This is a genomic window from Aestuariispira insulae, from assembly GCF_003385955.1.
Taxonomy (GTDB): domain Bacteria; phylum Pseudomonadota; class Alphaproteobacteria; order UBA8366; family Aestuariispiraceae; genus Aestuariispira; species Aestuariispira insulae.
On the sequence record NZ_QRDW01000006.1, the window covers coordinates 24471 to 42808 of the forward strand.

14 protein-coding genes are annotated in these 18338 nt (G+C 57.1%); 1 reads left to right on the forward strand and 13 read right to left on the reverse strand.

The features are described 5' to 3' along the window. Positions 1-30: 30 nt before the first annotated feature. From DFP90_RS14620 to DFP90_RS14665, 10 genes are all read right to left on the reverse strand, one after another. Positions 31-1530, reverse strand: a complete 1500-nt coding sequence (locus tag DFP90_RS14620) for an FMN-binding glutamate synthase family protein (protein ID WP_115937255.1) — start codon at positions 1528-1530, stop codon at positions 31-33. A 152-nt stretch (positions 1531-1682) separates the two neighbouring features. Next, the gene (locus DFP90_RS14625) at positions 1683-2570 is read right to left on the reverse strand and encodes a DMT family transporter (RefSeq protein ID WP_115937256.1); all 888 of its coding nucleotides are present in this window, start codon (positions 2568-2570) and stop codon (positions 1683-1685) included. Positions 2571-2742: 172 nt separating this feature from the next. Further along, positions 2743-3978 (reverse strand): organoarsenical effux MFS transporter ArsJ, encoded by a 1236-nt coding sequence (arsJ, locus tag DFP90_RS14630; RefSeq protein WP_115937257.1) that lies wholly within the window; start codon positions 3976-3978, stop codon positions 2743-2745. After that, entirely contained in the window at positions 3978-4985 is a 1008-nt protein-coding gene (locus DFP90_RS14635; RefSeq protein ID WP_115937433.1) for an ArsJ-associated glyceraldehyde-3-phosphate dehydrogenase, read from the reverse strand. Before DFP90_RS14635 ends, arsJ begins: the two co-directional genes overlap by 1 nt. A gap of 100 nt (positions 4986-5085) precedes the next feature. After that, positions 5086-6078, reverse strand: coding sequence for a LacI family DNA-binding transcriptional regulator (locus DFP90_RS14640; RefSeq protein WP_115937258.1), 993 nt, complete (start codon positions 6076-6078; stop codon positions 5086-5088). After that, positions 6075-7049: a ribokinase gene (locus DFP90_RS14645; RefSeq protein WP_115937259.1), complete on the reverse strand. Its 975-nt coding sequence runs from the start codon at positions 7047-7049 to the stop codon at positions 6075-6077. The genes DFP90_RS14640 and DFP90_RS14645 overlap by 4 nt, the downstream gene beginning before the upstream one ends. After that, the gene (rbsD, locus tag DFP90_RS14650; protein ID WP_115937260.1) at positions 7046-7456 is read right to left on the reverse strand and encodes a D-ribose pyranase; all 411 of its coding nucleotides are present in this window, start codon (positions 7454-7456) and stop codon (positions 7046-7048) included. Before rbsD ends, DFP90_RS14645 begins: the two co-directional genes overlap by 4 nt. 7 nt (positions 7457-7463) lie before the next feature. Beyond that, positions 7464-8465, reverse strand: a complete 1002-nt coding sequence (locus tag DFP90_RS14655; RefSeq protein WP_115937261.1) for an ABC transporter permease — start codon at positions 8463-8465, stop codon at positions 7464-7466. Beyond that, on the reverse strand, positions 8462-10042 hold the full coding sequence (locus DFP90_RS14660) for a sugar ABC transporter ATP-binding protein (RefSeq protein ID WP_115937262.1): 1581 nt from the start codon (positions 10040-10042) through the stop codon (positions 8462-8464). The genes DFP90_RS14655 and DFP90_RS14660 overlap by 4 nt, the downstream gene beginning before the upstream one ends. 98 nt (positions 10043-10140) lie before the next feature. Further along, complete coding sequence (locus DFP90_RS14665) at positions 10141-11067, reverse strand: sugar ABC transporter substrate-binding protein (protein ID WP_115937263.1); 927 nt, start codon at positions 11065-11067, stop codon at positions 10141-10143. 245 nt (positions 11068-11312) lie between these two features. On the opposite strand from DFP90_RS14665, the gene DFP90_RS14675 reads away from it, so the two are divergent. Then, positions 11313-12335, forward strand: coding sequence for a lipid A deacylase LpxR family protein (locus DFP90_RS14675; protein WP_245957084.1), 1023 nt, complete (start codon positions 11313-11315; stop codon positions 12333-12335). Positions 12336-12348: 13 nt separating this feature from the next. Here the strand turns inward: DFP90_RS14675 and DFP90_RS14680 are convergent, their stop codons facing one another. The 3 genes from DFP90_RS14680 to DFP90_RS14695 all read right to left on the reverse strand — a co-directional run bounded on the left by DFP90_RS14680 (position 12349) and on the right by DFP90_RS14695 (position 18320). Continuing rightward, positions 12349-12699: a hypothetical protein gene (locus DFP90_RS14680; protein WP_147301024.1), complete on the reverse strand. Its 351-nt coding sequence runs from the start codon at positions 12697-12699 to the stop codon at positions 12349-12351. 348 nt (positions 12700-13047) lie between these two features. Beyond that, positions 13048-16905 carry an ATP-binding protein gene (locus DFP90_RS14690; RefSeq protein ID WP_115937268.1) on the reverse strand — a complete coding sequence of 1286 codons (3858 nt, stop codon included), beginning with the start codon at positions 16903-16905 and terminating at the stop codon, positions 13048-13050. A 47-nt stretch (positions 16906-16952) separates the two neighbouring features. Next, a complete protein-coding gene (locus DFP90_RS14695; protein ID WP_115937269.1) occupies positions 16953-18320 on the reverse strand; it encodes a glutamine synthetase family protein in 1368 nt (455 codons plus the stop codon). Between the last annotated feature and the right edge of the window lie 18 nt (positions 18321-18338).

The window sequence follows — 18338 nt, forward strand, 5'->3', positions numbered from 1 at the left end:
TCCCTGGTTAAATTCAGTTCATCGGAGGGTTTATGAACCCGTCCGATATTCCGGATAGATCTCTTCCAGCGGCACCGAACGCCCGTTTTCCTGTACCACCCGGCAATGATAGCGCCGGAGGTCGCGGGGTTCGCGTACGCCACAGGAATGGGCAATCACGCCAACACTATATTCCATATTGCGTTTGTAATGGGCGACCCGCACCGATTTATCCACCGGATCCAACCCTTTTTGCAGACCGGGATCATGGGTGGTTATGCCGGTTGGGCAGGTGTTTTTGTTGCATTGCAGGGCCTGGATACAGCCCAGCGCAAACATGAAGCCCCTGGCCGAAACGCAAAAATCCGCGCCCATGGCCAGCGCCCAGGCCACATCCGCCCCATTGACCAGCTTGCCACCGGCAATCACCCGAACCCGGTCGCGCAGGCCGTGTTTGTGCAACAGATCCACCACCAAAGGCAGGCTTTCTTTCAAGGGCAGCCCCATATAGTCCATCAACCCCATGGGCGCCGCCCCGGTGCCGCCATCGGCGGAATCGATGGTGAAGAAATCCGGCGCGCTCTCGATCCCGCGCCGGTTAATCTCGGTAAACAAATCCTCCAGCCAGCCATAGGCCCCAATCACCGCCTTCAGGCCGGTCGGTTTGCCCGTCACCTCGCGCACATGGGCGATCATATCCAGCATGTCAGCCACCGTTTCATGCTCCGGATGGCGGTTCGGGCTGATCGAATCACAACCAGCCGGGATGCCGCGAATGGCCGCAATTTCCTCCGTCACCTTGGCACCGGGCAATATCCCGCCTTTGCCAGGCTTCGCCCCCTGGCTGAGCTTGATCTCAATCATCTTCATCTGGTCGTGAGCGGCGATCGCCCGCAACCGGTCATCGCTCAATCGCCCTTCGGCATCGCGCACCCCATATTTGGCAGTCCCGATCTGGAAAACGATATCCGCACCACCTTCCAGATGATAGGGCGACAAGCCGCCCTCTCCGGTATTCATCCAGGCCCCGGATTCCTTGGCCCCCTTGGAAAGCGCGCGAATCGCAGGCTTGGAAATCGCCCCGAAACTCATGCCCGAAATATTAAAAAAAGACCGGGTGCTGTAGGGTTCGCGGCAATAAGGCCCGATCACCAGCGGCTCCGGTTCGGCGCTATGCTGATCGATTGGCGGGAACGCCCCATTGACGAACAGGATCGTGCCCACGGGACTGAGATCCCGGGTCGAGCCAAAAGCGATGGTATTGTCCAGGTTCTTGGCCGATCGGTAAATCCAGCTGCGCTGGGCCCGGTTGAAGGGCATTTCCTCCCGATCCTGGGCAAAGAAATACTGACGGAAAAACTCGCCCATATGTTCAAAGAAATACCGGAATCGTCCGATCACGGGAAAATTCCGCCGGATCGCGTGTTTGGTCTGGGTCACATCCAGAATGTAAAGAACCGCCACCACAAGAATGGCAATACCCAGCCCCAGAATCAGCAACGTCACCAATATCTGGTTGGCCGACTGCACCAGGGAAAATGTCTCTTCCATCTATCGTCCGATCCGCGGGCCTTCTTCCCGGCCAGCCTGCTGTTCCTAATCCTCATGATCTATAAGCCCATGGCATCACAGGCAAATGACATTATCATCGCAAGGCCGTGAGCCAGGCAAGCAGACTTATGCCATTGATCGGAAGAGACCGGCTATTTCCGGAAGGCCTTGGACCGGGTGATCAGGCCGACACCGGCCAGCACAATCGCGCAGGACCCAGCCATATGCCAGGTCAGATCCTCGCCCAGCACCAAGGTGGTGGCGATCATGGCAATCACCGGCACCAGCAGGGTGAAAGGCACCAGGAAGCTGATTGGCTGTTGACGCAGCAGCCAGGCCCAGGACCCATGGGCAATAATGCTGGAGACAACCGCCACATAGCTGATGCCCAACCAGGCTTTCAGGCTGACCTCCGGCAGGGTCACCAGGGGGCTAGGCTCATTGATAAGCGCGATCGCCCAGCAGAGCGGCGTCCCGAAAGCAGAGGTCCAACAAATGATCGCGAGTGGGGAAATCCCCTGCCATCGGCGCACCAAGACCATATAGGCGCCGACACAAAACGCCGACCCCAAAGCCAGGATCAGGGGCCGGAAATTATCCAGGAAAGCCGGCTCATAAAACAGCACCACCACCCCGATAAACGCGATGGTCAGTCCCGCGATCCGCTTAACACCCGGTTTGTCACCGAACATCGGCCAGGCCAGAAGGATCGAAAAAGCCGGGTTCATCTGCACGATCACAGAGACCGCGCCGACACTGTTGGTGGTCTCAACCGCCCAGAAAAGCAGGCCGAAATGCCCAGGCACCAGCACCGCCGAGATGACCAGAAGCGGCACCAACTGCCCCTTGGGAAAACGGATGAAGGGCAGCAGGATCACACTGACCAGCGAGAAACGGACCGCCAGCGCCGTCCAGACCGGCATTTCCGAGACACCGAATTTGATTGCCAGGAAGTTGAGTGCCCACAGGATCAGAACCGCCGCAAGAACCGCATATTCTTTCGGGCTGACCGGCTGGTCCTGACTGCTAAGCACGCTCATTGGGCAATAATCCTGTGATATACCGATATAACTCCGTCTTCGGTAGCGCGCGCTCGGTATCGGCGGCAAGGCCGATTTTACACCGCGCGAAGAAAGCGAGTGCAGCAAGCAATCAAAATATTGAAATTACTATGAAATCATCCCATGTCCAAAACGGCACAAGAGATATTCCCTAGGCCGTTTTTGGATCTGCAACCCGACTGAGCGGAAACATGGAGAGCCAGGCGACCAAAACCATAAAGGCGGAAACCGCCAGACAAAACCCAAGCCCGCCCAGTTGAAAAGCCAGGCCGGACAGCAGGGTCCCGGCAAACCGCCCCACCGCATTGGCCATGTAATAAAAACCAACGGAGAGCGCTACGGTCTCGCGTTCCGCATAGGCGACAATCAGATAGGAATGCAGGGCCGAATTGACCGCGAAAACCCCGCCAAAAAACAACAGCCCCCCCAGCAAGACCATGTCTTGTTCCACCGGTGACAACACACCTTCCTGCAGAGCAGCGGTCAGGGCCAGCATCACCAGCAATAACCCGCCGGCCCATCGCCGTGCCGATCTGGCCCCTTCCAGGTTGCTGTCGATCTTGCGGGTGAAACGCGGCACAACCGCCTGAATTATGCCATAGCCCACAATCCATAGCGCCATAAAGGCGCTGACCTGATCAAAGCGCCAATTCAGGGAGGAATAGAGGTAGATCGGCAGGCCAACGACGAACCAGACGTCGCGGCTGGCAAACAGGAACACCCGGGCGAAAGAAAGATAATTGATCTCCCGGCTTTTCGAAAAAAGCTCGGCGCCTTTGATCTTACGTTTGGCCTTGCCCAGTTCTTGGCGGATCACGACGATAACCGTGATCAGGATCAGCACCAGACCGGCAGCCATTGCCCACAGAGCCTGCTGGAAACCCAGATATTCCAACAACAGCCCGCCCATCAGAAAACCGACCCCTTTCAGGGCATTTTTCGACCCCGTCAGCAGCGCCACCCATTTGAAGAGGAGATTGTTCGACCCCTCCGTTTCCTTCACCACCAGCTTGACCGCGCTTTTGGAACTCATCTTGGTCAGGTCCTTGGCAACCCCGGAGAGCGCCTGTGCCCCCATCACATAGGCAACCGACATGATCCCGACCCAGCCCGGGTTCAGAAAGGACAGCGCGGTCAGCGCCACAATCTGGGTGGTCAATCCGGCATAAAGGGTAGAACGCAGGCCGAACCTTGTGCCGATCCAGCCCCCCAGGAAATTGGTGACAACCCCCATCGCTTCATAAAGCAGGAACAGGAAGGCAAGATCCAGCGGGCTGTATCCCAGAGCGTGGAAATGCAACAACACCAGCATACGCAGTGCGCCATCAGTCAGGGTGAAGCCCCAATAAGCGGCTGTGACGGCGATGTAATCGCGGATATTGGCCATCAGAGGCTGCGCGCTACCATGCGCGCCACATCGGTCAGACGGTTCACATAGCCCCATTCATTGTCATACCAGGCATAGATTTTCAGCTGAGTGCCCTCGACCACCATGGTGCTGGGGCCGTCAATGATGGTGGACCGGGGATCACCCACAAAATCGCTGGAGACCAGCGGACGGGATTCAAATCCCAGGATGCCGTTCAACTCACCTTCGGCGGCAGCGGCAAACAATCCGTTCACCTCTTCCACGGTGACCGCACGCTGCATTTCAAAGACACAATCGGTCAGGGATCCGTTCAAGGTCGGCACCCGGACCGCATGACCGTTCAGCTTACCCTTCAATTCCGGATAAATGATGGTGATCGCTGTTGCCGACCCGGTTGTTGTCGGGATCAATGCCTGCAAACCGGACCGCGCCCGGCGCAGATCCTTATGCGGCATGTCCACCATCACCTGGGTATTGGTCACGTCATGAATGGTGGTGATCGATCCATGTTTAATGCCAATATTACCCTGCAACACCTTCACCACCGGAGCCAGGCAGTTGGTGGTGCAACTGGCGGCCGTTACCAGATCCTGGCTGCCATCATAGAGATGGTGATTGACCCCATAGACGATATTGAGCGCGCCCTCGGTTTTGACCGGTGCCGCCACCACGACCTTTTTCACGCCGCGCTGATAATAGGGTTGGACAAGATCGGTGGTTTTGAACACCCCTGTGCATTCCAGCACCATATCCACGCCAAGTCCCGCCCAGTCAACTGCACCCGGATCCTGTTCGGCAGAGAAGGAAATCTCGCGGCCATCCACAAGGATTTTTTCACCATCATGGGAAATCGACCGATCCCAACGGCCCTGGATTGTATCAAATTCCAAAAGATGGGCCGCGCATTCCACCCCGCCCTTGATCTCATTCACATGAACGATTTCGAAATCCGGATTGTCAAAAGCCGCCCGCAGCACAAGTTTGCCCATGCGCCCAAAACCGTTGATGGCCACTTTCACCGTCATTTCTTTCTCCATGGAATACCAAAACTGTCCGATCCTGCGCAGTATAGGCCGCACGACCGGCGCAAGCTATAGTCGGCAACGGTTACAGAATTATGAATATTCAGGCAACCGGCCCGGAAGAACCGCGCACGATCAGGCGGCCGGGAAACTGGGTATGGCTGCCGGCGGGACGGGGGTCCAGCACCGCGTCTATGGCGGCTTCGGCTAGGGCGGCGACCGACTGGCGGATAGTGGTCAGCCTGGGCGTGACCAAACCGGCCAGAGGGATATCATCAAATCCGACCACAGACAGATCCTGGGGCACCTGCAAGTCAAGATCCCGGGCTGCGCGCATCACGCCAATCGCCTGCTGGTCACTGGCCGTGGCAATGGCGGTCGGCCGCTCACCGACTGGACGTTGCAGCAATTCCCGGCCCAATTCCTCGCCTGTGGCAAAATCAAAGGCCCCGCGCACGGTTTCAACCCGCACCGCCAAACCGGTATCCGCCTGCCCCTTTTCAATGCCCGCACGGAAGCCCGATTCGCGAGCACGTGCAACGGCAGTACCTTCCGGCCCCGCTATGTAGGCTATATGGCTGTGGCCGTTTTCCAGGAGATGCAGGGCCGCCAGACTGGCGCTCCATTCATGGTCGGTGGCAATGGCGGGATAGCGAGCATATTGGCGGTCAACCGCAACAATGGGAATATCCGTCTCCAGGATCGCGGTTTGATCATCGGTCGCGCTGACCACCAAAATACCACGGGGCGAGCGCTCCAGCAGATTTTCGATCTGCTGTTTTTCATACAAAGGATCATCATGGGTATTGGCCAGCATCACGAAGAGGCCTCTGGCCGCGGCCACCGTCTCCACATGCTTGGCCAGTTCAGCAAAGAACGGGTTGGTGATGTCCGGCACAATCAGGCCGATCACGTCCGAACGGCTCATGCGGAAGGCGCGGGCCAGGTGGTTCGGTTTATAGTTCAGGTCGCGGACAGCCTGCTCGACTTTTTCCCGAAGGCGCGGTTTGACCGTATCATTCTTGGAGAGCACCCGGGAGACGGTCCCCACCGATACGCCGGCCCTGGCGGCCACATCCCTGATTGTCGTTGTCATCCTGCCCCTGCAAAAGTCTCTGCCGCTGCTTGCACCCGATCATCTGCAGCGTGACCGCCACTATTCACAAAGCGCATCACTTCGTCAAACGAAGGTGCGGCGACCGCCGCCCCGGGCCGCGTAGTGGCCAGCGCGCCGGCATGGCTCGCAAAGGCCACCGCCTCTTCAAAGGCCATTTTCCGAGCCAGGCCAACCGCCAGAGCGGCATTAAAACAATCCCCTGCCGCCACCGTATCCACCACATCCACACAAGGGGCCGCCACCTGGCCGGTCGCGCCGTCATGGCACCAGGCAGCGCCCAGACCGCCCATAGTGACAATCGCGCTGCCGCCAGTATTCGAGACGATTTCCGCCGCCGCCTGCCGAGCTTGATCCAGGGTTGCCGGTTCCCAGCCGATCAGCACCGCCACCTCATGTTGGTTGGGGGTCAGTATATCGAAATGTTCCAGTGTTTCTTCGTTCCAGGCCTCTTTTGGCATCGGGGCCGGGTCCATGACCACGGTCGTCCCGCTGGTCTTGGCAATACGAGCCGCCGCCAGAGCCGCCGCCAGCGGCACTTCATTTTGCAGCAGCAACAGATCCGCTTCGACAATGACATCCCGATAGCGTTCAGCCAGCGCCACATCCACCAGGCCATTGGCACCACTGGCGATCCGGATGCTGTTGGAACCATCAGACGCCACGTCAATCAGCGCCAGTCCCGTAGTCTCTTCCGGATGTTCCGCCAGCGCCATATAGACCCGTTCTTCCGCCAGGGTCTTGCGGGCAGTTTCCCCATGGCTGTCATCACCGACCGCGCCAATCATCCAGGTATCAAGCCCGAGCCTGCTGGCAGCAATCGCTTGATTGGCCCCCTTGCCGCCCATGGCCATGGCCAGTTTTTCGGCCATCAGGGTTTCCCCCGGCACCGGATGCCGGTCCAAATAGGCGGTGATATCAATATTGATGCTGCCGAAAACCGCGATACTCAAAAGACAACTCCGCTGATCAGGATGACATTGGCATAGGGCGTTGTTTCGCCGGTGCGGATGACCGCTTTGGCCCTGCCCGTCCGCTGTTTGAAGCTTTCATGGGATTGGGTTTCAACTGCAATGGGCTTGCCCTGCTCGACCGCCCAGGCGGAAAGCACCGATTCCAATTGGCCGCGAAACGGTCCCTGCGCCTCATCGGCCAGGACCACCTGTTCCACCGCCAGTTCAGTGCGGACCGCCTCCAAAAGATCGAAGAACCCCGGCACCCCGGCCAGCACAGCCAGATCAATACACCTGACCCCGTCCGGTACCGGCAGACCGGCATCGGCAATCACGATTTCATCAAGATGGCCCAGGCTGGCAATCAGCGCGCTCACATCCCGGTTCAGCAAAGCCGTTCTTTTCATCGCCGCCTCACCCTTTGGTCAGTTTCGCGCGATAGTGATCCAGGATCACTGCCACGATGATGACGACGCCGGTGATCATCTGGCGCATGAAATCGCTCAAACCCAACAGGATCAGGCCATTTGCCAGAACCCCAATGATGAAGGCCCCAAGCAGGGTACCCAGGACCGATCCCCGGCCGCCGGACAGGCTGGTTCCGCCGATGATTACGGCGGCAATGGCATTCAATTCAAACCCGCTGCCGGCAATGGGGCTGGCGATATTGAGCCTTGCCATATAGATGATGGCGGCAATACCGGCGGTAAAACCACAGATCGTGAAGGCTGCGACTTTGAGCCAGAAAACCGAATGGCCGGCCAGGCGCACCGCCTCCTCACTGTTGCCAAGCCCATAGATCAGGCGGCCAAAGACCGTGCGCGACAGTACCAACCAGGCGACCAGCGCCAAGCCCAACGCCACCAGGAAGACCACCGGCAGCCCCCAGACCGTCAGCGATCCAAAATTATTGAATTCGACCGGAAAGGAATAAATCGTGCGTGCATCCGAGATCTGCAACGCCGCCCCGCGCGCGATATTGAGCATACCCAGTGTGATGATAAAGGATGGCAATCCCCACCAGGCGCTGACCACGCCATTCAGGATACCGCAGAGTGTGCCGGCCACCATAGCCGCCAGCACCGCCAACGCGATCGCTTCTGCAGGGCCCAGGCCCGGCATGCTGATCGCCTTGCCCGCAACCACCGCCGCCAGGGCCAGGACTGATCCCACCGACAGATCAATCCCACCGATCAGGATGACAAAGGTCATGCCCACCGCCAGAATCAGATTGATGGTGATCTGGGTCAGGATATTAGTGATGTTATTGGCGGTCAGAAAATGTTCTGAGGCCAGGGAAAACACGATAATCAGCCCGATCAAGGCCAGGCCGATCCCCGCTTCGCGCATGATCGCACGGATGGAAAACCCCTTCGATCCGGGCTTGCCCGCGGTATCGGTTACAGCAGCGGTCATTCTTCAGTCCCCTCTTCTTCCCTGCGATAGGCAAGACGCAGGATCTTTTCTTCTGAAAATTCTGTATGGTGCAATTCACCCTGGATCTTGTGATCGGCCAGCACCAGGATCCGGTCGCACAGCGTGATCAATTCCGGCAGTTCTGACGAAACCACAAGCAGTGCCACCCCTTTGGCCGCCTGCTCGCGTAAAATCGCATAAATCTCGGCCTTGGCACCGACATCGACCCCCCGGGTGGGTTCATCCAGCAACAGCACCTTGGGCTGTCGGGCGAGCCATTTTGCCAATACGACCTTCTGCTGGTTGCCACCGGACAGGCTCGACGCCGCATCCTTGACGGTGCCACATTTCAGATTGAGGCCAGCCCCCAGTTCTTCCGCCAGATTCCGTTCCCGGCCCCCCAGCAAAAATCCGTTGGAGGAAACCTGGTCCAGGGCTGCCAGCGAACTGTTGGCGGCGATGGACATATCCAGGATCAACCCTTCATCCTTGCGGTCTTCGGTCACAAAACCAATGCCCGCCGAAATGGCCTTGTCCGGGCCGGTAATCTCAGTCACCGCACCTTCGCGCAGCATTTGCCCCGAAACCGGTTTCTGCAGACCAAAGATGGTGCGCAGAATCTCAGTGCGCCCGGCGCCGACCAGGCCTGCGATTCCTAAAATCTCGCCATAATGAAGATCAAAGCTGACCCCATCACTGTGCGGGGATTGAGGCACCTGCAGACAGTCCAGCCGCAAGGCGCTGTCTCCGATATGGTCATGATCCACCTTTTGCGCCATTTCGGCGGCAAGCCTGCGGCCAACCATATGGGCCACAACCCGATCCGGCGAGGTGTCGGCGATATCCTCGGTGATGATTGTCTCACCGCTGCGCAGGACCGTCACCCGGTCGCAAATCTCAAACACCTCGTTCAGGTGATGTGAGACAAAAACAACCGCCACCCCTTTTGCCTGGATCGAGCGCACGATATCAAACAAGCGCTCTGTCTCCCGGTCGGTCAGGGTCGCAGTCGGCTCGTCCAGGATCAGGATCCGGCTTTCCGACTGCAGGGCGCGCGCAATCTCGACCAATTGGCGGTGCGCGATCCCCAGATCCTTGACCGGTGATTTGACATCCACATCACTCAGCCCGATCGCGTCCAGAGCCTGGCGGGCGCGCGCATTCATCCGGGTTTTATCGAGAAAACCGAACCGGTTGCGCGGCAAGGCTTCGAAACTGATGTTTTCCGCAACAGAGAGATGCGGCAGGAGATTGAATTCCTGGTGGACCACTTGCAGGCCCTTTGCCTTTGCGTCCCTCGGGCCCGCGGGGGCGTAGGCCGCATTTTCCAACCGGATCTCTCCGCTATCGGCTGGAAATGAGCCGGACAGGATCTTGATCAGGGTGGATTTACCCGCGCCATTTTCACCGACCAGGGCATGCACTTCGCCCGGTCGCAAATCAAAGGTCACCCCTCGGAGTGCCTTCACGCCACCAAAGCTTTTCCGGATATCCTTCACCACAAGCAGGGAAGATACTTGGGAAGATGCGTTTTCGACGGGGGATTGGGGCGCGATTTTTACGGCGCTGCTATCCATGGCTCTTTCCATCACTGGCTGCTTCACTGATTGAAAGAACCGGTCCAGCAAGGGGTCGCGCCGGACCGGTCTCTCAGTTTCAGGCCGCTACGGGCCGGTTAGTTGCCGGTCACCAGTTCGATCGGGGTTTTCACCCAACCCTGCGGCTCCGGCGCGCCCTTGACCACTTCCAGGGCCTGATCGATGGCATTGGCCGCCATGTCACGGCCGAACTGATCAACAGTCGCCAGCAGACGGCCATCTTTCAGCATCGGGCCGACAGCTGGGATGTTATCGAAACCGACAACCTGGATCTCGCCGGCCTTACCAGCGGATTCCAGCGCCTTCACAACGCCGATCGCCATGGAATCGTTAGCCGCCATGATGCCCTGGATATCGGGATGCGCGGTCAGCATGTTGGTGGCAACCGTATTGGCTTCTTCGGTTTCCCAATGGGCGGTCCGGGAATCGAGAAGTTCCAGACCGCCTTCCTTAATCGCGTCTTCAAAACCCAGTTTCCGCTGCAGCGCATTGTCTGCGCCCGGATTGCCTTCCAGGATCACAACCTTGGCACCCTTGCCAAGCTTCGCTGCCAGCGCTTCACCGGCCAGTTTCGCACCCCCGCGGTTGTCGGGGCCGACAAAGGCCAGCTCAACACCGTTCTGCTCTTTCGCTTTCGGATCGAGTGATACATCAAAATTAATCACGGTGATGCCAGCTTCCATGGCACGTTTCAACGGCGGCACCATGGCGCGGGAATCGGCCGGAGCGATCACAATGGCATCAACCCCCTGGGTTATGAAATTTTCGACCGCGTTGATCTGGGATTCGATATCGGATTCGTTTTTCATGCCGACGGCTTTAAGAACATAATCACCGCGCTTGGCTTCATGTTCCTTCGCCCCTTCCAGCATATCCTTGAAAAACTCATTAGCCAGCGACTTCATCACAAGGCCGACCACCGGTTTTTTCTCGTCTGCGGATGCACCGCCAGCCGCCATCATCAAGGATACCGCTGCGGCGGTTACAAATTTGGTGAACTTCATGGAGAATCTCCCTGTTTAACCATGCCGCAACCAAAATCACCCAACAACAGGCGGCATGTTTTCGTTGATGACGGCAATTATGACGGAATGATGAAACGCGTCAATATGAAACGTATCATTTTTTTGAAACGTTTCATTTTCGAGCCTTTTCAAGGCGGCATTGCTGCCCGGTTATTTTCGAACTATTTGCACAATTCCGTCACAATCCGGTACATAATGGGGCTGGCTGATAAGGGGAAAAAATCTTGAACGCTCGATTAAGGATGTTGGCAGTCACAGTGACCTTCGGCCTGTGGTTCGCACAGACCCCGGCCTTTGCGGAGGAAACTGATCCTGTGCTGCGGGACCGCGAAGATGAACGCGGCACCTATAGCTTTGTTCTGGAGAATGACAAATTCGCCGGCAAGGATGACGGCTATACAAATGGCGTGCGTATCTCCTGGCTGTCACCGGAAACCGATATTCCGGATTGGATTGATGAAGGTGCCGACTATGTGCCCTTCTTCTCCCATCAGGGCCGCCGGCGTTACGGCTTTTCTTTGGGTCAGACCATGTATGCCCCCGATGACCTGACGGTCAAACAACTGCAAGATGACGACAGGCCCTATGCGGGCTTCCTGTTCGGCTCTGTTGGCATTCTGTCCGACACCGGTTACCGGCTGGACAATCTTCAACTGACCCTGGGGGTGGTCGGCCCCGCCTCCCTTGCTGCGGAAACCCAGGATTTTGTTCATCATAGCTTGGATACCACCGACCCCCAGGGATGGGATAACCAATTGCATAACGAACCGGGATTTATCCTGACCTACGAGCGGAAATGGCGTGGCATATATGAATTTTCGCCTTTCGGCTTGGCGATGGACATGACCCCGCATCTGGGCGCCAGTCTGGGCAACATCCATACCCATATCACAACCGGTGCCACAGCCCGGATCGGCTTTGATCTCCCGGCGGATTACGGCCCGCCCTTGATCCAGCCCAGCCTGCCCGGCTCCGATTTTTTCGCGCCCAGCCGGAAATTGGGTGGTTATCTATTCGCCGGTGTCGAAGGCCGCGCGGTACTGCATAATATCTTCCTGGACGGAAACACCTTCCGGGACAGCCATTCGGTTGATAAAAAACCCTTTGTCGGCGGCATCCAGGTTGGCGTGGCCCTGACCTATGGCGATGCCCGGCTGGCCTATACCCACCTGTTCCGCACCAAGGAATTTGACGGTCAGGACAGTGCCGATGAATTTGGCGCCATCACCTTGAGTTATCGGTTCTAAAGCACCTACACCGTCATTCGGCCAGAGAAACCCGGCGGCAATGCCAGCGCAGATGCCCATCAGGCTCACAGACCATATGAAGCGCAAACTGTTTCCGCCCGGGGATGATTTCCAAATCATGGACCACCAGATCCCGGAAATCCTCCCGGTCGCATTCCAGGCCCGAAACCTCTTCAAAAACCAAATCCACCGGCCGTTCCCCGGCATAACCGGGAATGCCGATAAAATCACTGTCTAGGTCATCAAGGGATATTTTCAAACGTGCCTGTCCCGGCTCCCAGGCAAAGGCTGTTATAGAGGCGCTGTGAACGCCACCATGATCTTCAAAGAAACCGACCGGATCTTCCAGCAATTTTGTAACCATGACCATACCCCGCTTTCATACTGGGCAGAATGGCGTTTATCGTAACATAATTTTCCATTACGTTAATTAAATTCCTGTTACGAAATCAATGCTTGGTCCAACCCTTCTTCTGCATGAACAATTCCGTGCGGGTTGAATGACCTTTTTCGTCCCTTACGGGAAAGGGCTGGAACGCGGTATGGATGGTTATTCCCTCAGTCGGCAGTTTCTCGCACGTTCTGCCGACTTACCGGTCCGCCTCGCGGACACCGGTTTTCCCGCGCAGGGTAAATTAGACTGCCGCCGGCTTCATCTTGAACCGGCGGTTTTTTCTTAGGCTCTTCGGTCCGTGCCAGCCGAAGTCATCAATCAATGGATCGTCGGATCCCGATCCAGGAAACCTTCCTCCAGAACACGCCGGATTTCGAGCAAAAGCAGGCCCAACGCCGATACCAGAGATTCCGGATCCGGTGGAACAACATCCTCGTTTTTTCGGCAATCATCCAGTTCCTTTTTGAACAATCTGGCCGCTTTTTCCAGACCTGTTGCACCAATGGTCCCGCTCAATCCGCAAAACGTATGGACAAAGCGGGCGGCTTCTTCGCTTGGACCCGATGCCAGCAATATTGAAAGCTCCCCTTCAAAATCGCTGTATTTGTCCAGATAGTCCCGCAGCATCTTTTGATAGAGTGACCGACGGCCATCCAGATTGGCCAAGCCGCCTTCCAGGGATAGATGCTCAAGGGGATCTCCCGGCACTGCCACCAGGTCCTCACTCTTTGCCATCGGTACTGCGTCTCGCCCGCTCCTTCTCGACCAGCGGGAAATCACCTCGATGGCATGGCTGGGGTTGATCGGTTTCGCCAGATAATCATTCATGCCGTGGTGATGGCATTTATCCACCACTTCCTGGAACACCTCGGCAGTCAGCGCGATCACCGGAAGTTCTTCCGGGCCAAAATCCCGCCGGATCAGACGCACCGCCTCAAACCCGTCCATGACCGGCATATGCAGATCCATCAGGACGATGTCAAAAGCATCCGCACCCCGGTCCCGGATCAGATCCAGGGCATGACGACCATTGCCGGCAATGGTGATCTCTGCTCCCGCATCGCCCATCAGTTCCTCAACCACAAACTGGTTCTGCTCGTTATCCTCCACCAGCAGGATCCGGACATCCGCCAGAGGGCGGTCCCGGCCGCCGGGGCTGAGCGGCAGATGCGGGGCATCAATCTCCATATTCAACAGGGTGCCAATCGAACTTTTCAACCGGCTGATACGCACGGGCCGCGACAGAACCGCGTCCAGAATACCGGTATCCAGCATACGTTCATCTTCCGTCGTGATTGATTGGGTCACGGCAATCACCGCCAGCTTATCCCGCACTCCTGAAGCCTTCAGCCCGGCCAGCATGGCCTGTTTGGCCGGTTTATCCTGATCCCAGTCCATCAGCAGGACCTCAAAAGGGTGATCGGAAACGGCCGCCGCCTTCAGGATATCCACCGCACCGGCATCAAAACCAGCCGTAACCGGCATCATGGAAAGCCTGGAGAAAAGCCGTTCCAGACTGTTCAATTCCCGCTCATCATTGCTGATGGTCAGCACATGAACCGGTGAATCCAGACCGGCAAACGGGTTTTCCTTATCCTGCGCCGCCAGGCCCATCGGTACCTGGAACCGGAAACAGCTGCCCTCGCCCGGTTTGCTCTCCACCGAGATGCTGCCCCCCATCAACTGGACCAGGGTTTTCGATATGGCCAATCCCAGCCCGGTGCCGCCATATTCGCGCGTGGTTGCGCTGTCGGCCTGGGTGAAAGCATTGAAGATGCTTTCCATCTTGTCTTTGGGAATGCCAATCCCGGTATCTCGCACATTGAAAAAGAGTTCCGCCCGATCCCCATCTAAGGGGTCAAAGCGGATATCGCACTCAACATAGCCCTGATGGGTGAATTTGATGGCATTCGTAATCAGATTCAGCAAAACCTGCTGCAGTTTCAAGGGATCGCCGACCAGTTTCCGGTCCAGATTGGCCGGGCGCAACAAATAGGCATCGATCGATTTCTCCGCCAGCATGGGACGGATATGGATCGAAAGATCATCCAGAACATCGTCAAGATCGAATTCGACCGCTTCGGCCTTCAATTTCCCCACATCCATCTTGGTAATATCCAGGATGTCATTGATGATCTTGAGCAGGATCTTTCCGGCCTTGTTCAAGTTCAGCAGATACCGGTTCTGGGCCGGCAGATGTTCCTTCATCAACAAAAGATGGCCGATCCCGACAATGGAATTGAGCGGTGTGCGGATCTCGTGGCTCATATTGGCGAGGAAATTCTGCTTGGCCGCCGCCGCCTGCAAAGCCACCTGTTTCGCGCCTTCCAATTCCGCCGTGCGCTCTTCCACCATCTGTTCCAGATGGCTTCGATACAGCGCGACCTCATCTTCAGCCTGCTTCCTCTTGGTCACATCAATCACGCCGGTGACCAGGGCATCCTCGCCCATAAAGCTGATTGCGCAGGTGGAAACCGACATCCAGAAACGGGTTCCGTCCAGACGCCTGGCCGGGATGACAAAATCGCTGACCACATTGGTGGTCTGCAGCTTCAACAGCAATTGCGCCCGGTCTGCGGGATCATCATAAAAATCCAGGAAGCGCAGCTTATGCTCATCTTCCTCCGGGGGAATGGCGAACAATTCCCGCAGACGCCGGTTCAAATAGAGGACCTTGCCGTCAGAACGCCTGGCGATCACCAGCCCTTCGGGCAGAGATTCGGCTATCAATCGGAACCGGTTCTCGCTTTCCCGCAGCTCTTCAAACGACATGGATAGCTGGTCACGCATCCGGTTGATGGTGCTGCCCAGCAAGTCAATTTCGGTAAAGCCCTTTTCGCGCAGCGGCCGGACCGAAACCCCGCCCAACGGCGAGGCGCTGATCTCACCGGTCATGGCGGCCAGCGGCCGGACCAGCGCCCGGCGCAGCCAAAGGAAAGCGCCGGCCATGCTGACCAGGATAATCGCAATCAACACGGTCAGGATCTGTCCCGTCACCTCACTGGCCCGGTCAATAAGCGGCTGTTGCGGGGTCACCACCACAATCTTCCAATAGACCTTGGGCATGATGAACATGGAGACCAGGACCGGCTCTCCCAGGATCAGATCCTTGCTCATGGAAAAGCGCACCGAGCTTTTGAAATCACCTGCCCCATTGCCGGGGGAGAGCGGATCGGCAAAGGTGGCGGAGATCATCTGGGCTTCATGGCGGTTGATCTGATAACTTTCATTGGCGATCAGTTCCGAAAGCCCCGGATCATAGCCACCATGTTCCTGGGCCAGGGACAGCAGTTGATCGGAAAATTCCTGCAACCTTGCGGCAATGGGTTTGAAATCCGGATGGCGGGTGGCAAATTCCCGCACCGTCACAAATTCCCGTGCCTGATTCTGCTTGCCCGGCACATTCACCACCTTGACCATATCCAGCGCCGGGTAGGACAGAAATTTATTATTGCGGTCGACCGCAAAAGCATAACCGCCAAGCTTTTCCGCACGGGTGGCAAAAAACTGCTGCAAGCCGGCCAGCTTCACATCAACCGTCGCCACCCCAACCATTTCCTCCTCCCGATGCATCGGCACCGAACAGGTGACCATCGGTTCCAGGGAATAGGGATCCATATAGGATTTCGACCAGAAGCAGCGGTCGCGCCCAACATATTTTGCGGGCACGTACCATTCCTCACGATGATAGCCCAGCCCTTCCGGCGCGTTATAATCGTCGTAATATTTCAGTTGGTTATCAAACTTGCGCGCCCAGAAAAAACTGCGCCGTTCCCGGGATGGGTCAAATTGATAAGGTTCCGGCCAGACCCCGCCGCCCGCGATGATCTCCTCATTGCCGCCGGTTTTCATCAGATGCGGCACAACCTGCTTATAAAGCTTTTCGTCAAAAGGAAGCCGCTCCACCAGGCTGGCGATGGAGCGGGTCAGGGCCTCGGTCGCTTCAACCTGCTGGCCAAGCTCGGTCACCAAACCGGTGCCGGCCTGTTCCACCAGGTCGAAGTTATTCTCGATCAGGACGGAACGCAGCAGGGTCTGGTTCACTGTCATGAAAGCCAGGATCAGAATACCCAAGATCACCAGAAGGCCGATAGAGAGCCTAAACTGCAGGCTCTCATACCATTGCACCGGCCTTGGCAGGGCCTTGCCGACCTTGTCTTCCAACTGTTCCGCCATACAACAGGCCGGCGGGTCCGGCCCTCACTCCCGTCTTGGTTATGAGATCAGATGATCTCGAAATAGCGGCTCATCTCCCAATCGGTGATCGCCTTGCGAAACTCCCGCTCTTCCCATTCGCGCGACTGCGCCCAATGGGTGACGAATTCTTCCCCGAAAAGTTCCGCAGCCGCCTTGGATTTGCGCAGACGACCAGCCGCTTCAAACAATGTCTGCGGCAGCTTCATCTCATCGGGATAGCTGCCTTCATAGGCATTGCCCTGGATCGGGTCGGTCGGCTCGATTTTATTTTCAATCCCATAGAGCCCGGAACCGATGGAGGCTGCAAGCGCAATATAGGGGTTAATGTCCGCGGCCGAAATACGGTATTCCACACGCTGGGATTTCGGGCTGCCCGGAATGGCGCGCAGGGCACAGGTCCGGTTTTCAACACCCCAGGTCGCTTCGGTCGGCGCCCAAAAACCGGGAATCAGTCGGGTATAGCTGTTGACCGTGCAGGCGATCATGGAGAGAAACTCCGGCATCAGGGCTTGTTGACCGCCAATGAAATGGCGCATCGTGTCGGACATATTGTGCGGCTTGCTCTCGTCATGGAAGACCGGGCTGCCATCCTTGCCCTTCAGCGAAATATGGATATGCCCGGACTGGCCCGGCCAGTCGGGGGACCATTTCGCCATGAAGGTGGCCATCAGACCATGGCGCTGGGCCATCACCTTGGTAAAGGTCTTGAAGAGCGCCGCCTTGTCGGCCGCATTCAGGGCATCGTCATGGGCAAGGGCTGCCTCCAGGACACCGGGCCCGGTTTCCGTATGCAGGCCTTCGATGGGCATGTCCATGTCGGTACACATGTTCAACAGCTCATGATAAAGCTCCGCATGGACGGAATTACGGATCATGGAATAGCCGAAGAAACCAGGAGTCAGGTTCTGCAGGTCCTTATAGTTCTTTTCCCGGACCGTTTCCGGGGTCTCGTCAAAGACAAAGAATTCAAATTCACAGGCCGCACTGGCGGTCAGGCCCATATCCTCGGCCTTTTTCAAAACCCGGCGCAGGGTGCCGCGCGGGCAGATTTCTTCCGCCTTGCCTTCAAACTCACCGATGAAGAGCAGGGTGTTTTCCTCAAACGGCACTTCGCGGCAGCTTTCCGGGATCACACGCACCGGCGCATCCGGATAGGCGGTGTGCCAGCCGGTATAAGTGGCGGAATCATAGAGCTGGTCATTGGAATCCCAGCCCAGCACCACGTCACAGAAGGCAAAACCGTTATCCAGGGATGAGAAAAACTTCTCTTTCGACATATATTTGCCGCGCATGATGCCGTCGGCATCAAAAATCCCGATCTTGATATAATCGATGCCGCGTTCGGAGATGATCCGCTTGGCATCCTCGATTGTTTTTACATCTCTTGCTTCCATGACCTCACCTGTCTTTTT

Excerpts from the sequence above, each read along its gene's own strand:
- DFP90_RS14625 (WP_115937256.1), bottom strand. The coding sequence starts at position 2,570 with ATGAGCGTGCTTAGCAGTCAGGACCAGCCGGTCAGCCCGAAAGAATAT.
- rbsD (WP_115937260.1), bottom strand. The coding sequence starts at position 7,456 with ATGAAAAGAACGGCTTTGCTGAACCGGGATGTGAGCGCGCTGATTGCC.
- DFP90_RS14695 (WP_115937269.1), bottom strand. The coding sequence starts at position 18,320 with ATGGAAGCAAGAGATGTAAAAACAATCGAGGATGCCAAGCGGATCATC.
- DFP90_RS14655 (WP_115937261.1), bottom strand. The coding sequence starts at position 8,465 with ATGACCGCTGCTGTAACCGATACCGCGGGCAAGCCCGGATCGAAGGGG.
- DFP90_RS14660 (WP_115937262.1), bottom strand. The coding sequence starts at position 10,042 with ATGGATAGCAGCGCCGTAAAAATCGCGCCCCAATCCCCCGTCGAAAAC.
- DFP90_RS14690 (WP_115937268.1), bottom strand. The coding sequence starts at position 16,905 with ATGGCGGAACAGTTGGAAGACAAGGTCGGCAAGGCCCTGCCAAGGCCG.
- DFP90_RS14640 (WP_115937258.1), bottom strand. The coding sequence starts at position 6,078 with ATGACAACGACAATCAGGGATGTGGCCGCCAGGGCCGGCGTATCGGTG.
- DFP90_RS14620 (WP_115937255.1), bottom strand. The coding sequence starts at position 1,530 with ATGGAAGAGACATTTTCCCTGGTGCAGTCGGCCAACCAGATATTGGTG.
- arsJ (WP_115937257.1), bottom strand. The coding sequence starts at position 3,978 with ATGGCCAATATCCGCGATTACATCGCCGTCACAGCCGCTTATTGGGGC.
- DFP90_RS14665 (WP_115937263.1), bottom strand. The coding sequence starts at position 11,067 with ATGAAGTTCACCAAATTTGTAACCGCCGCAGCGGTATCCTTGATGATG.
- DFP90_RS14680 (WP_147301024.1), bottom strand. The coding sequence starts at position 12,699 with ATGGTTACAAAATTGCTGGAAGATCCGGTCGGTTTCTTTGAAGATCAT.
- DFP90_RS14635 (WP_115937433.1), bottom strand. The coding sequence starts at position 4,985 with ATGACGGTGAAAGTGGCCATCAACGGTTTTGGGCGCATGGGCAAACTT.